General features: G+C 70.5%; 14 protein-coding genes. 7 read left to right on the top strand and 7 right to left on the bottom strand.

What is annotated here, in order from left to right; all coding sequences use genetic code 11:
- Positions 1–135 precede the first annotated feature (135 nt).
- A complete protein-coding gene (locus tag J5X86_RS08570; RefSeq protein ID WP_208516179.1) occupies positions 136–879 on the top strand; it encodes a MerR family transcriptional regulator in 744 nt (247 codons plus the stop codon).
- A 129-nt stretch (positions 880–1,008) separates the two neighbouring features.
- On the opposite strand, the gene J5X86_RS08565 is transcribed toward J5X86_RS08570, so the two are convergent.
- From J5X86_RS08565 to J5X86_RS08555, 3 genes are all read right to left on the bottom strand, one after another.
- Complete coding sequence (locus J5X86_RS08565) at positions 1,009–1,698, bottom strand: siderophore-interacting protein (protein ID WP_208516178.1); 690 nt, start codon at positions 1,696–1,698, stop codon at positions 1,009–1,011.
- A 157-nt stretch (positions 1,699–1,855) separates the two neighbouring features.
- Positions 1,856–3,598, bottom strand: coding sequence for a cytochrome c oxidase subunit I (ctaD, locus tag J5X86_RS08560; RefSeq protein ID WP_208516177.1), 1,743 nt, complete (start codon positions 3,596–3,598; stop codon positions 1,856–1,858).
- Positions 3,599–3,864: 266 nt separating this feature from the next.
- Positions 3,865–4,299, bottom strand: coding sequence for a hypothetical protein (locus J5X86_RS08555; RefSeq protein ID WP_208516176.1), 435 nt, complete (start codon positions 4,297–4,299; stop codon positions 3,865–3,867).
- A 457-nt stretch (positions 4,300–4,756) separates the two neighbouring features.
- Here J5X86_RS08555 and J5X86_RS08550 point away from each other — a divergent pair, with 457 nt between their 5' ends.
- Positions 4,757–5,794: a sporulation protein gene (locus tag J5X86_RS08550; RefSeq protein WP_208516175.1), complete on the top strand. Its 1,038-nt coding sequence runs from the start codon at positions 4,757–4,759 to the stop codon at positions 5,792–5,794.
- A gap of 58 nt (positions 5,795–5,852) precedes the next feature.
- On the opposite strand, the gene J5X86_RS08545 is transcribed toward J5X86_RS08550, so the two are convergent.
- Both J5X86_RS08545 and J5X86_RS08540 read right to left on the bottom strand, forming a co-directional pair.
- On the bottom strand, positions 5,853–7,136 hold the full coding sequence (locus tag J5X86_RS08545; RefSeq protein WP_208516174.1) for a cation:proton antiporter: 1,284 nt from the start codon (positions 7,134–7,136) through the stop codon (positions 5,853–5,855).
- Between the two features lie 4 nt (positions 7,137–7,140).
- Complete coding sequence (locus J5X86_RS08540; protein WP_078641476.1) at positions 7,141–7,611, bottom strand: cation:proton antiporter regulatory subunit; 471 nt, start codon at positions 7,609–7,611, stop codon at positions 7,141–7,143.
- A gap of 178 nt (positions 7,612–7,789) precedes the next feature.
- Between J5X86_RS08540 and J5X86_RS08535 the strand changes: the two genes are divergently transcribed.
- A complete protein-coding gene (locus J5X86_RS08535) occupies positions 7,790–8,212 on the top strand; it encodes a hypothetical protein (protein ID WP_208516173.1) in 423 nt (140 codons plus the stop codon).
- Positions 8,213–8,299: 87 nt separating this feature from the next.
- On the opposite strand, the gene J5X86_RS08530 is transcribed toward J5X86_RS08535, so the two are convergent.
- Together J5X86_RS08530 and J5X86_RS08525 are read right to left on the bottom strand one after the other, a co-directional pair.
- Positions 8,300–9,289 (bottom strand): zinc-dependent alcohol dehydrogenase family protein, encoded by a 990-nt coding sequence (locus J5X86_RS08530; RefSeq protein WP_208516542.1) that lies wholly within the window; start codon positions 9,287–9,289, stop codon positions 8,300–8,302.
- Between the two features lie 149 nt (positions 9,290–9,438).
- The gene (locus tag J5X86_RS08525) at positions 9,439–9,657 is read right to left on the bottom strand and encodes an MbtH family protein (protein WP_243979919.1); all 219 of its coding nucleotides are present in this window, start codon (positions 9,655–9,657) and stop codon (positions 9,439–9,441) included.
- Between the two features lie 170 nt (positions 9,658–9,827).
- Here J5X86_RS08525 and J5X86_RS08520 point away from each other — a divergent pair, with 170 nt between their 5' ends.
- The 4 genes from J5X86_RS08520 (at position 9,828) to crcB (J5X86_RS08505) (ending at position 12,210) form a co-directional block, all read left to right on the top strand.
- Positions 9,828–10,859, top strand: coding sequence for a polyprenyl synthetase family protein (locus J5X86_RS08520; RefSeq protein WP_208516171.1), 1,032 nt, complete (start codon positions 9,828–9,830; stop codon positions 10,857–10,859).
- 150 nt (positions 10,860–11,009) lie between these two features.
- A complete protein-coding gene (gene crcB, locus J5X86_RS08515; RefSeq protein WP_208516170.1) occupies positions 11,010–11,507 on the top strand; it encodes a fluoride efflux transporter CrcB in 498 nt (165 codons plus the stop codon).
- Positions 11,504–11,839 (top strand): DUF190 domain-containing protein, encoded by a 336-nt coding sequence (locus tag J5X86_RS08510; protein WP_078641480.1) that lies wholly within the window; start codon positions 11,504–11,506, stop codon positions 11,837–11,839. Before crcB (J5X86_RS08515) ends, J5X86_RS08510 begins: the two co-directional genes overlap by 4 nt.
- Positions 11,836–12,210 (top strand): fluoride efflux transporter CrcB, encoded by a 375-nt coding sequence (gene crcB / locus J5X86_RS08505; RefSeq protein WP_208516169.1) that lies wholly within the window; start codon positions 11,836–11,838, stop codon positions 12,208–12,210. Before J5X86_RS08510 ends, crcB (J5X86_RS08505) begins: the two co-directional genes overlap by 4 nt.
- The last annotated feature ends 26 nt before the right edge of the window (positions 12,211–12,236 follow it).

The raw sequence follows: 12,236 nt of genomic DNA, 5'->3' as shown, positions 1-12,236 counted from the left end.
AGCGAGTGTTCCACGCCACTTATATGGTTTCCCGGCCGGCCGCGCTTGACCATGCCGCCACGGCACAGTTTCGACTGGCACCCGTCGACGCGACCGCGTCGACGGAGCCGCCTTTTTTAGAACGAGGGGACGGTCGTGGCCTGGAGCACCCGCGAGCTCGCCGAGCTCGCCGGCACGAGCCTGCGGGCGGTGCGGCACTACCACGAGGTCGGACTGCTCGAGGAGCCCGAGCGGCGCGCCAACGGCTACAAGCAGTACGGCGTCGCCCACCTCGTCCGGGCGCTGCGGATCAGACGCCTGACCGACCTCGGGTTCTCCCTGTCCCAGATCGCCGCCATGGGCGACGCCGACGACCACCCCGCGGAAGCCCTGCGTACCCTCGACACCGAACTCGCCGCCGCCATCGAGCGACTCCAGCGGGCCCGCGTCGAAGTCGACCTCATCCTGCGCCAGGCCGCGTCGACCGACCTGCCGCCCGAACTCGCCCCGGCCGCCGCCGCGGCAAAACTGTCCGACGCCGACCGTGCGGTCGTCGTCGTTCTCGCCCGAGTCCTCGGGCCACAAGGTATGCAGACCTACGCCGAGATGCTGCAAACCCTTCCCAACTATCCCGTCGCCTCGGAGTTCAACGACCTGCCCGCCGACACCGACGAGCGGGCCCGCCAGGACATGGCCAAGCGCCTTGCCCCCTACCTCCGCGCGCTCTACGCGGAGGTACCCGGGCTGTGGGACTTCCACGCCGATGCCCCGGGTGGAACGCACTTCGCCCAGCAGACGGTCGACAAGGCCATCAGGGACCTCTACAACCCCGCCCAGGTCGACGTCCTCCTCCGCCTGCGGCCACTCCTGCGCGAATCACCGCGCACCAACCCCACCTGACCCGCGAGGAAACGACCGACCGCGCGTAGCGGAGGGGGTCTTCTCGCTGTTCGGAACCGGTTCCCACCGGGCACGGCACGGCCCCGGGCGCTTCCCGGCGATCAGGGGCAGGCGCGGGACCCGTCCGCTCTACTCCATGCCCCGCTTGCCCGGCGTCCAGAACGGCTTGGTGAGTACCGCGCGACGGTCCCAGCCCGCCTCCCGGACGAGCGCCTGCCGCACCCGCTGCACGGTACGGGCCTCGCCGGCGACGTAGGCGATCCCGCCCGGTTCGGGGGCGAGGCGTCGTACCGCGTCCGGGAGTGAAGCGTCTCCCCTGGTCAGCCAGTTGAGGCGGTCCGAGTGGGGCAGCGGCAGGCGGTCCGCGGCCGTCTCCGTCTCCACGCAGCCGGAGACCCGCGCCCCGGGCGGCAGTGCGGCCAGCATCGCGCCGAAGGGGACGGACGCCGTCTCCTCCCCGACGAAGACGTGGTGGGCGGCCTCGGGTCGGAGCGTGAACGACCCCTCGGGTTTGCCCAGCCGCACCCGCTCGCCGACCTGGACACTCCTGCCCCAGCTCGCCCCCGGCCCCGCTTCGGCGTGGTCCAGCACGCACAACTCGATGGCGCCGGAGGGGTCGTAGCGCCATACGGAGTACGTACGGCGGGTCAGCCCGGAGCCGACCAGGACGCGCACCTGCTGTCCGGGGCGGACGTCGAGCCCGGCGAGGGTGTCGCCCTCGATGCGCAGCCGGCGCATGCGGGCGGCTATCGGTTCGGCCTCGGTGACGGTGCCGCGGAGCATCAGCAGGTCCAGGACCGGATCCAGCAGCGTGGGCATGGATGTGCTCCTCGGGGAACTCGGGTGAATGCGGGGGAAGTTGGGCAGCCATCGGCGACCGGACGCGATAGTACGCGTTTCCGGTTGGATGCGATAGTGCGCGAGTGCGCGGCTTGCCCCGGACCCGGCCCCCGAGAGGGGCAGCCCTCAGAGGGGGTCAGTCCTTGCGGTCCCCGGTGTCGCCGCCCGTTTCGGGGCCGGGCTCGCCGTCGGTGCGCCCCGCCCCGGGGAGGGGCGGCCTGCTGGACGTGGCCACCTCGTGGGGGATGACCTCGGGGTGGTGGAGGTCGAAGGCGGGGGATTCGGAGCGGATCTTCGGCAGGGTGAGGAAGTTGTGCCGGGGCGGCGGGCATGACGTGGCCCATTCCAGAGAGCGGCTCCACCCCCAGGGGTCGTCGGCCTCGACCCGCTTTCCGTACTTCCCGGTTTTCCACACGTTGTAGATGAACGGCAGGGTGGACAGGCCCAGGAGGAAGGAGCCGATGGTGGAGACCGTGTTCAGCGTGGTGAAGCCGTCGGCGGCCAGATAGTCGGCATAGCGGCGCGGCATACCGGTGGCGCCCAGCCAGTGGTGCACCAGGAAGGTCGCGTGGAAGCCGATGAACAGGGTCCAGAAGTGGATCTTGCCGAGGCGCTCATCGAGCATCGTGCCGGTGAACTTGGGCCACCAGAAATAGAATCCGGCGAACATCGCGAAGACCACCGTGCCGAAGACCACGTAGTGGAAGTGGGCGACGACGAAATAGCTGTCGTGGACCTCGAAATCCATCGGAGGCGAGGCGAGGATCACCCCGGTCAGCCCGCCGAACAGGAAGGTGACCAGGAAGCCGATGGACCACAGCATCGGCGTCTCGAAGGAGAGGGAGCCACGCCACATGGTTCCGATCCAGTTGAAGAACTTCACCCCGGTCGGCACCGCGATGAGGAACGTCATAAAGGAGAAGAACGGCAGGAGCACCGCTCCGGTGGCGAACATATGGTGGGCCCAGACCGTCACAGAGAGGCCGGTGATGGCGATGGTGGCGCCCACCAGACCGATATAGCCGAAGACGACCTTGCGGGAGAACACCGGAATGATTTCGGTGATGATCCCGAAGAACGGCAGGGCGATGATGTAGACCTCGGGATGGCCGAAGAACCAGAAGAGGTGCTGCCAGAGCATCGGCCCGCCGTTGGCCCCCTCGAAGACGACCGCGCCGAATTTACGGTCCGCCTCCAGCACCAGCAGGGCCGCCGCCAGGATGGGGAAGGCGAGCAGCACCAGGATCGAGGTGAAGAGGATGTTCCAGGTGAAGATGGGCAGACGGAACATCGTCATTCCCGGGGCGCGCATGCACACGATGGTCGTGACGAAGTTGACGGCGCCCAGGATCGTCCCGAAGCCGGAGAGGGCGAGACCCATCACCCACATGTCGCCGCCCACGCCCGGTGTGCGCGCCTTGCTGCTGAGCGGCGTATAGGCCGTCCAGCCGAAGTCGGCCGCGCCGCCTGGGGTGAGCAGACTGCCGATCACGATCAGTCCGCCGAAGGCGAAGAGCCAGTACGAGAACATGTTCAGCCGGGGGAAGGCGACATCCGGGGCACCGATCTGCAGCGGCATGATCTCGTTGGCGAATCCGGCGAAGACCGGCGTGGCGAAGAACAGCAGCATCAGCGTGCCGTGCAGGGTGAAAGCCTGGTTGTACTGCTCGGGACTGACCAATTGCAGTCCGGGTCGGGCGAGTTCGGCCCGCATGACCATGGCCAGAAGGCCGCCGATGAGAAAGAAACCGAACGCGGTCACCAAGTACAGGTGTCCGATTTTCTTATGGTCCGTGGTGGTGAGCCAGTCGACCACGATGCTGCCGAGTTTGGTGGTTTCGGCGGGAGCTTGAAATTCGGGCTTGGTTGTCGTCGCCATGTCCGTGTCCGCTCCTCGGCAGGATGCATGTGGGGCGGCCGGCGGCACCGGCCGACGAATACGTTGTATTGATTCGCCCACCATTACCCGAAGCGGGACGGCGATTCGGACCCGACTCGCCGTAGAGGTCCTTTGTCGATCACCGCGTCCTGAGCGGACCGGGCCGGAAGTCGGCCGCCCGGCCGGAAGTCGGCCGCCCGGACGGAAGTCAGCCGCCCGGACGGAAAACCACGCGGCCACAGCCCTTCGTTTTATATGTGCCGCCCTTACGGCTGTGGCTTTGTACGTGCCGCCCTTACGGCTTTGCCCGTGCCGCCCTCCAACTGGGACTTCGCCTCGCGCAGGGCGCGGCGCACCTCCGGGCGGAGGTCCTGACCGGCCAGCCTGCCCGGCAGGGCGATGGCGAGCCGCGAGGGCTGATCCTTCGTCCGCGCCGCCAGCTCGGTCCCGCAGTTCCCGGGCGCCGGGCGGATCCGGATCTCCAGCCGGTCTCCGTAGCGCTCCAGCGGCTCCGGCAGCGCCTCGGCCCATACGTCCGTAGGCGGCCGGTTGACGGTGACCGTCTGCCATCGGCCGCCGTTCTGGGCGTCGGCCAGCCGGGCCTTCCGCGACGACCTGTGCCGCCAACGCCGGATCCCCGCGCTCACGACGATCGCCGCGGCGCTGAGCAGCGCCGATCTCACCCGTCGCACACGTGACATCGGTTCCTCCCGTCCTCCGGGGTGCGGATGAGCAGGCGCCCCACATTCGGGCACCCGCCTATGCGGACATACTCCACTCTCCGCACGGCACCCGCCCGTCGTGCGCCCCGGGTCCAGCCCCGGTTACCCATGGCCGGAGGACCCAATCAGATGGCTCTCCACGAGCGGGCGTTGGTGGAAGCGGACCGTTTCCCCCGCCCGATCCGAGTCACCCGGAAGGGTGGCGTCGGGTACGGCCGAACGAATCCCGAAAAGTGTTCGACCGGACGAGGGACTCGCCGAAGGGCCCCTGAGCTGGGCCGTCGCGGACGCTGACGGTCGGGGCCGCACCACCCCCGGCCGGTTTTGCCATCCCAGAAGGTATGCATGGGAATCCCTTTACCATCCCATTCGTTCCACGCATGCCCCCCACGGAACAGAGAACGAACCCAGTGACAGCGAAGGAGTGGACGCCGCGATGGTGTTCAAACGAGTGCTCGGCTCGCTCGGGGTCGGCGGACCCGTCGTGGACACGGTCCTGGACCGGGGGCCGGTGCGCCCCGGTGGGGTGGTGCAGGGGCATGTGCGGCTCCGGGGCGGAGGCAGTGCCTGCGATATCGAGCACCTCGCACTGGAGCTGGTCGCCAGGGTCGAGGCGGGGCACGGCGGCGAGGAGGGCGCGGGCGGCGTGGTCTTGGACCGTCTCCGGCTCAGCGGGGGGTTCCGGCTCGACACGAGAGAGCACAGAGACGTTCCGTTCACCCTTCACATACCGTGGGAAACCCCGCTCACCGAGCTGTCCGGGCAGCCGCTGGGCGTCGTCCTGGGCATCCGGATCGAGCTCGCGTCGGCAGGCGAGAAGGACCACGGCGATCCGGAAGAGCTGATCGTGCGCCCGCTGCCGGTCCAGGAAGCCGTGCTGGGGGCGCTGGGGCGGCTCGGCTTCGGCCTCGTCGCCGCCGATCTGCGGCTCGGCCATATCGCCGGCACCGGGCAGACGCTCCCCTTCCACCAGCAGATCGAGCTCACCCCCGCCCCGCGGTACATCCACGACATGAACGAAGTCGCGCTGACCCTTCTCACCGGCCCCGACGGCATGGAGGTCGTCCTGGAGGCCGACAAGCGCGGCAGGCCCTTCTCCGGCGTGGCCTCCCGCGGCGAGTCCTTCCCCGGTCCGTCCTCCCCCGGCAAGCGCCTTCCCGGTGGCCCTGCCGCCATGGGCCGCCACACCGTGAGCCATGAGGGCCTCGATCATCGCGACTGGACCGCCGAGGTCGACTCCTGGATCCGGGCGCTCATCGAGGCCCGCGCCGCCCACACGCCCCGCACCGGGGCGATCGCCTCGGGCATCTCGGCCGGTACGGCGGCCGGTACGGCGGCCGGGGCCGTGGGCGGCATGGTCGCGGCCGGGCTCGGCGACGCGTTAGGGAACTTAGAGGGGTTAGGAGACTTAGACGGCTTAGGGGGCCTGGAAGACTTGAGGGACTCAGGGCACGAGGAAGCGGACCAGGGCTGAGACGCGCGGAAGGGCCGCGGAGCTCCCCGCGGCCCTCCCTGTACGCACCGGCGAACGGTTATGAACGGCGCCCCACTGCATCGGGGTCGTCCACTGTCTCCCGCGGCTCCTCCGCCACGCCATCGCCCCCGTTCTCGACCCCGCCCTCGACCGCCGCCGCGGCAGCGGCCTCGCGGCGCGCCGCCAGCCGGGCCGTGACCCGCCGGGCGACAGGCTCCGTCCAGCGGGCGGTGAGCGGGCCGAGGACGACCAGGATCAGGACATACGCCGTGGCCAGCGGGCCCAGCGAGGGTTCGATACCGGCGGTGACGGCGAGTCCCGCGATGACGATCGAGAACTCGCCCCGGGCCACCAGCGTGCCCCCGGCCCGCCAGCGGCCCCGTTCGGAAATCCCGGCCCGCCGCGCCGCCCAGTAGCCGGTGGCGATCTTCGTACTGGCGGTGAGGACGGCCAGCGTCATGGCGGGCAGCAGCACCGGAGGGATGCTGGCCGGATCCGTATGCAGGCCGAAGAAGACGAAGAAGACGGCGGCGAACAGATCCCGCAGCGGGCTGAGCAGATGATGGGTGCCCTCGGCGACCTCCCCGGACAGGGCGATGCCCACCAGGAACGCGCCGACGGCCGCCGACACCTGGAGCTGCTGGGCGATCCCCGCCACCAGCAGCGTCAGCCCGAGCACCACCAGCAGCAGCTTCTCGGGGTCGTCGCTGGAGACGAAGCGGGAAATGTGCCGGCCGTAGCGGACGGCCAGGAACAGCACCAGACCGGCCACACCGAGGGCGATGGCCAGGGTGACACTGCCCGCTGCCAGGCCCGCACCGGCCAGCAGGGCGGTGACGATCGGCAGATAGACGGCCATCGCCAGGTCTTCGAGGACCAGGATGCTCAGGATCACCGGGGTCTCGCGGTTGCCGAGCCGGCCCAGATCGCGGAGGACCTTGGCGATGACGCCGGAGGAGGAGATCCAGGTGACGCCGGCCAGCACGACAGCGGCCACCGGCCCCCATCCCAGCAGCAGGGCCATGACGGCGCCGGGCAGCGCGTTGAGCACCGCGTCGACGAGCCCGGCCCGGTACTGGGTCTTCAGATTGCTGACCAGATCGCTGGCGGTGTACTCCAGGCCGAGCATCAGCAGCAGCAGGATGACGCCGATCTCGGCGCCGGTCGCGACGAACTGCTCGCTCGTCCCCAGCGGCAGCAGCCCGCCCTCGCCGAAGGCCAGTCCGGCCAGCAGATACAGCGGGATCGGGGAGAACTGAAACCGTCCGGCCAGCCGCCCCAGCAGCCCGAGGCCCAGGATGACCGCGCCGAACTCGATCAGAAAGACGGCAGACGAATGCATGGGCTTACACCCGCCCGAGTATCGCCGCGGCCGACTCCACACCCTCGCGGGTACCGATCACGATCAGCTCGTCCCCACCGGCCAGCCGGAAGTCCGGGGTCGGGGAGGGGATCGCCTCCGCCCTGCGCAGCACCGCCACGATCGAGACGCCGGTCTCGGTCCGCATCCGCGTCTCGCCCAGCACCCGCCCGTTCCAGTACGACGTGGACGACAGCTCGATCCGCTCGGCCACCAGCCCCAGCTCGGTCGTGGACAGCAGATTCGGGCTGTGATGGGTCGGCATCAGGACTCCGACGAGCGCCTCCGCTTCCCCCGCGGTCAGCCTGGTGGACAGGGCGCACTCATCGGGATCCTCCTTCCGGTACGCACTCAGCGTCCGGTCTCCGTCGCGGTGCGCGATGACCGCCAGCAGCCTGTTCTCTCGTGTCGTCAGGTCGTAGCGGACCCCGATGCCGGGCAATGGCGTACTGCTCATCCGCGGAGCGCCCACAATCATCCCTCTCGTCGCTCGAGTCTCATGCCACCCTAACGAATGGCAAAGAATTGGTAATGAGGGCCGGTGAGTGAGGGCGCGATGGGACGATGCCGACCGCGTAAAGGTGGGGTGGCCATCGACAGGCGGGAAGGATGGCGCCCAGAGGAGGATGGTGCCCATGATTGAGTGGAGGCGGCTCAGCACAGGCATCAGGCCGGTTCCCGACCCGGTCGCCACTCCCGTCGTCTGGGGTGGGGCCTTCCTCGGTGCGCTGGTGCTGGTGGTGACCCTGAACTTCCTCGGCGGCCATGGCCGCCCGGTGTTCGCCCTGATCGGGCTCTCGCTGCTGGCCGCCCTGCTGGGGCTGTGCGCGCGATTCGTCGCGGCGCCCGGTACGGCGGCGCTGTGCTGGCTGTTCCTCAACGGCTTCGCCATTCCGCCCGCGGGGCGGCTCTCCTGGGCGGGCGACCGCGACACCGGCTGGCTCGCCTGCCTCCTGGCGGCGGCCGTCGCGGGCACCGCGCTCGCCCGTATCGTCAACGCCCGGGCGGGATACCGCCGCATCTCCCCGCTCGGCCGCCGGCCGGGGCCGCCGGAGTGAGCGACAACCGGTCCAGGGTCGTAGAGGTCCCAGTCGTAGACGTCCCAGTCGTAGAGGTCCCAGGGATGTAGCGCCCGGCCCCTCGCGCTAGTGCGGCATCGTCAGGACCGCCACCCCGTTGACACGGTCGGCGGCGAGGTCGTCGAGGGCGGCGTCCGCCCGGTCGAAGGGGTAGGGCGTGACCGTGGCACTGACGCGGTCCTCGGCGGCCGCGGCGAGGAATTCGCGCCCGTCCTCGCGGGTGTTGGCGGTGACGCTGCGCACGGTGCGTTCGCGGAAGAGGTGGCGGTCGTAGTCGAGGGACGGGATGTCCGAGAGGTAGATCCCGGCGATGCTCAGCGTGCCGCCGGCGTCCAGGGCCTCCAGGGCGACCGGGACCAGTTGGCCCACCGGGGCGAAGAGGATGGCGGCGTCCAGGGGCTCGGGCGGGCGGTCGTAGGAGTCGTTCGCGGAGGCGGCGCCGAGTTCCAGCGCGAGGGTCTGGGCGGCGGGTGAGCGGGTCAGGACGTGGACGACGGCGCCCTGGGCGATGGCGACCTGGGCGGTGAGGTGGGCGGAGCCACCGAAACCGTAGATGCCGAGCCGCCCGCCCGGCGGCAGGTCGGCCCGGCGCAGGGCGCGGTAGCCGATGATGCCGGCGCACAGCAGCGGGGCGAGTTCCTCGTCGGTGTATCCGGAGGGCAGCTCATAGGCGTAGGCCGCCGGTACGGTGACGTACTCGGCGTAGCCGCCGTCCGCGTCCCAGCCGGTGTACTCCGAGGACGGGCACAGGTTCTCCTGGCCCCGGAGGCAGTACCGGCAGCGGCCGCAGGTGCGCCGCAGCCAGGGGACACCGAGCCGGACTCCGGGGCCGGGGCCGTGCGCCCGCGAGCCCGCCGCGACGACCTCGCCGACGGCCTCGTGGCCGGGGACGACGGGGCTGCGGTGCGGGGGCAGATCGCCATCGCGGACATGCAAATCGGTGCGGCACACCCCGCAGGCCCGGACCCGGATCAGCAGTTCGTCCTCCACCGGCCGTGGCACCGGCAGCTCCACCTGCTCGATCCGGCCCGGGGCGGGGACCACCCATGCCCGCATGGTCGCCGGAAGGTCGGCGTTCGCGTCCGTCGTCACACCGTCAACGTAACGCCGTGGGGCCCGTCGCGACCGTAAGGCACGCGTTCAGGCCATGCGGCGCCAAAAGGGAAGAGATACGGCCGGAAACTGCCAACCGCGTGCGGGTGCGGTCAGGCCGAGCTGCCGTCCATCGCCGTGATCAGGCTCTTGGGCCGCATATCGGTCCAGTGCTCGTTGACGTAGTCCAGGCACGCCTGGCGGTCGTCCTCGCCGTGGGCGACCGTCCAGCCCGCGGGGACCTCGGCGAAGGCCGGCCACAGGGAGTGCTGCCCCTCCTCGTTGACGAGCACGAAATAGCGGCCGTCGGGGTTCTCGAAGGGGTTGCTCATCACTGTTCTCCTCGCTCGCGATCGGCGTCGACAGGCTTGACGGTACCGGCCGGAGCGGGCACCCGCCGAGGGGTTCCCCGAGGGCCCTGGGAAAAAGCCTGGGATACGGAAATGGCACCTTCCTGACGGAATTCAGTGTTCCGGCGTGTCCCTCGTCTACGGTCCGCGGCATGGTCGCGTCCGCCACAACCGAGTCCAGAGGCTCCATGGCCATGGAGCTCACCACCGGCGACCCCGCGCTCACGGCCCGTCTGGAACGCGGGATGGACGCCTCGGAGGAGCAGCTCCGCGCTCTCGCCACCGAGGCCCGGGACCCTTGGGTCGCGGAAGTCGCCGGACATCTCTTCGGCCCCGGCGGAAAGCGGCTGCGCCCGCTTCTGGCGCTGGTCGGCGCGGAGTTCGGCGAGCGCGATCCCTCCGCCGCCGTGCGGGCCGCCACCCTGGCCGAGCTGGTGCATGTCGCCTCGCTCTACCACGACGACGTCATGGACCAGGCCCGCACCCGGCGCGGGGTTCCCAGCGTCAACGCCCGCTGGGGCAACACCACCGCCATACTCGCGGGCAATTGGCTGCTGTCGAAGGCGGCCCAGCTCGCCGCGGAACTCGGCCCGGAAGCCATCCGATTGCAGTCCAAGGTCACCAATCGGCTGATCATGGGGCAGATACGGGAACTCGTCGGCCCCTCGGACGACGACGATCCGCTCTCCCACTACTTCACCGTGGTCGCGGGAAAGTCGGCCTCGCTCATCGCCATGGCGCTGCAACTGGGGGCGGTCCGGACGGGCGCCCCGGAGCCTGCCGTCCAGGCGCTCGCCGAATACGGAGAACATCTGGGAATCGCGTTCCAGATATCCGACGACATCCTCGACATCACCTCCACCTCCGAGGTCTCCGGCAAGGAACAGGGCAAGGATCTCGCGATCGGCGTCGCCAGCCTCCCGGTGCTGCTGGCGCTGGCCGACGAGCGGCCGGAGGCGGGTGAGTTGCGCACCCTGCTGACCGCCGCCACCGCGGCCCCGGAGAGCGCCGGGCTGCCGAGGGCCGTCGCGCTGCTGCACCGCTGCGGGGCGCTGGCGGAGGCGCGGACGGTGATGCACGCCCGGCTGCTGCGCGCCCGGACCGCGGTGAACGGACTGCCGGACGAGCCGGCGACGCGGGTTCTGCACGCGCTGTGCGACTTCGTGGCGCGCCGGGATCACTGACCGCCTCCCGTACGTCCGCGCACGTCCGCGCCGTCCTCCCGGGGCCGCTTCCACCGTCCTCCCGGGGCCGCATCGCGCCGTCCTCCCCGGTCCGCTTCCGTCGTCCTCCCCGGTCGGCCGGTGTCGCCGTCACGACGTAGCCTGATGCCTATGGGCAGCTCACGGTCGGATGTGGTGGACGAGCCCATCGACCCCGATACCGGCCCGGCCCCGCCCGCCCGGCATCACCCCTGGCGGGGGCAGGGCCCCGTGGTGGGCGTGGTGGCGGTGGGCGGCGCGCTCGGGGCGACGGCACGCTACGGGGCGTCGCTGCTGTGGCCGACCCCGTCCAGCGCCTTCCCCTGGACGACCCTGCTGGTCAACGCCGTCGGCTGCGCGGTCATCGGCGTCTTCCTGGTGCTGATCACCGAGATGTGGACGGCCCACCGGCTGGTACGGCCCTTCTTCGGCACCGGTGTGCTCGGCGGCTTCACCACCTTCTCGACGTATGCCGTGGACTTCACCCGACTGGTCCAGGACGGCCGTTTCGCGATCGCCTTCGCCTATCTGGCGGGGACGCTCGTGGTGGCGATGGCAGCCGTATGGGCCGCCGTGGCGGCGGCCCGGGGTGTCCTGGGCGCTTACGGCGGCGGGAGGGCGGCCCGGTGACCGGCGAGCCCGCGCTGCGGCTGACCGTCTTCATCGGCGAGAACGACACCTGGCATCGCAAGCCGCTGTCCGCCGAGATCGTGCACCGCGCGCATCGCGCGGGGCTCGCGGGTGCGAGCGTGTTCCGCGGCGTCGAGGGGTACGGCTCCTCGTCTCTGATCCACACCTCGCGGCTGCTGTCGCTCGGCGAGGATTTGCCCATGGCCATCGTGATGATCGATACGGAGGAGCGGGTGCGGTCCTTCCTGCCCGAGCTGGAGGAGATCGTGGGTGACGGCCTCGTGGTGGTCGACCCGGTCGAGATCGTGCACCCCCGGGGCCGGGCCCGGTGAACTGGCTGCTGGTGATCGCGGGCGGGATGGTCGGTGCCCCGCTGCGCTATCTGACCGACCGCGCGGTCCAGGCACGGCACGACTCGGTCTTCCCCTGGGGCACGTTCATGGTCAATGTGGTGGGCTGTCTGGTGCTGGGCCTGCTGACCGGCGCGGCGGCGGAGGGGGCGGCGTCCCAGCGGCTGCAACTGCTGCTGGGCACGGGGCTGTGCGGGGCGCTGACGACGTACTCGACGTTCTCGTACGAGACCCTGCGGCTGACCGAGGAGGGCGCCCGGCTCTTCGCCGTCGCGAATGTGGTGCTGAGTGTGGCGGCCGGGGTGGGCGCCGCCTTCGCGGGTGCGGCGCTGGCCCACGCGATCTGGGGCTGACGGCACGACCCTCGCGGCGGCCTTAC

This window comes from Streptomyces sp. NEAU-YJ-81, assembly GCF_017592595.1.
Lineage (GTDB): Bacteria > Actinomycetota > Actinomycetes > Streptomycetales > Streptomycetaceae > Streptomyces > Streptomyces hygroscopicus_B.
Note: the sequence above shows the minus strand (reverse complement) of the source record. Positions and strands in the feature narration are given on the sequence as shown.

Bases quoted from the DNA above. Each gene is read 5' to 3' on its own strand.
- J5X86_RS08530 (WP_208516542.1), bottom strand. From the start codon at position 9,289: ATGCGGGCATGGGTGGTCCCCGCCCCGGGCCGGATCGAGCAGGTGGAG.
- J5X86_RS08525 (WP_243979919.1), bottom strand. From the start codon at position 9,657: ATGAGCAACCCCTTCGAGAACCCCGACGGCCGCTATTTCGTGCTCGTC.
- J5X86_RS08535 (WP_208516173.1), top strand. From the start codon at position 7,790: ATGATTGAGTGGAGGCGGCTCAGCACAGGCATCAGGCCGGTTCCCGAC.
- J5X86_RS08555 (WP_208516176.1), bottom strand. From the start codon at position 4,299: ATGTCACGTGTGCGACGGGTGAGATCGGCGCTGCTCAGCGCCGCGGCG.
- J5X86_RS08540 (WP_078641476.1), bottom strand. From the start codon at position 7,611: ATGAGCAGTACGCCATTGCCCGGCATCGGGGTCCGCTACGACCTGACG.
- J5X86_RS08550 (WP_208516175.1), top strand. From the start codon at position 4,757: ATGGTGTTCAAACGAGTGCTCGGCTCGCTCGGGGTCGGCGGACCCGTC.
- ctaD (WP_208516177.1), bottom strand. From the start codon at position 3,598: ATGGCGACGACAACCAAGCCCGAATTTCAAGCTCCCGCCGAAACCACC.
- crcB (WP_208516170.1), top strand. From the start codon at position 11,010: ATGGGCAGCTCACGGTCGGATGTGGTGGACGAGCCCATCGACCCCGAT.
- J5X86_RS08565 (WP_208516178.1), bottom strand. From the start codon at position 1,698: ATGCCCACGCTGCTGGATCCGGTCCTGGACCTGCTGATGCTCCGCGGC.
- J5X86_RS08520 (WP_208516171.1), top strand. From the start codon at position 9,828: ATGGTCGCGTCCGCCACAACCGAGTCCAGAGGCTCCATGGCCATGGAG.
- J5X86_RS08545 (WP_208516174.1), bottom strand. From the start codon at position 7,136: ATGCATTCGTCTGCCGTCTTTCTGATCGAGTTCGGCGCGGTCATCCTG.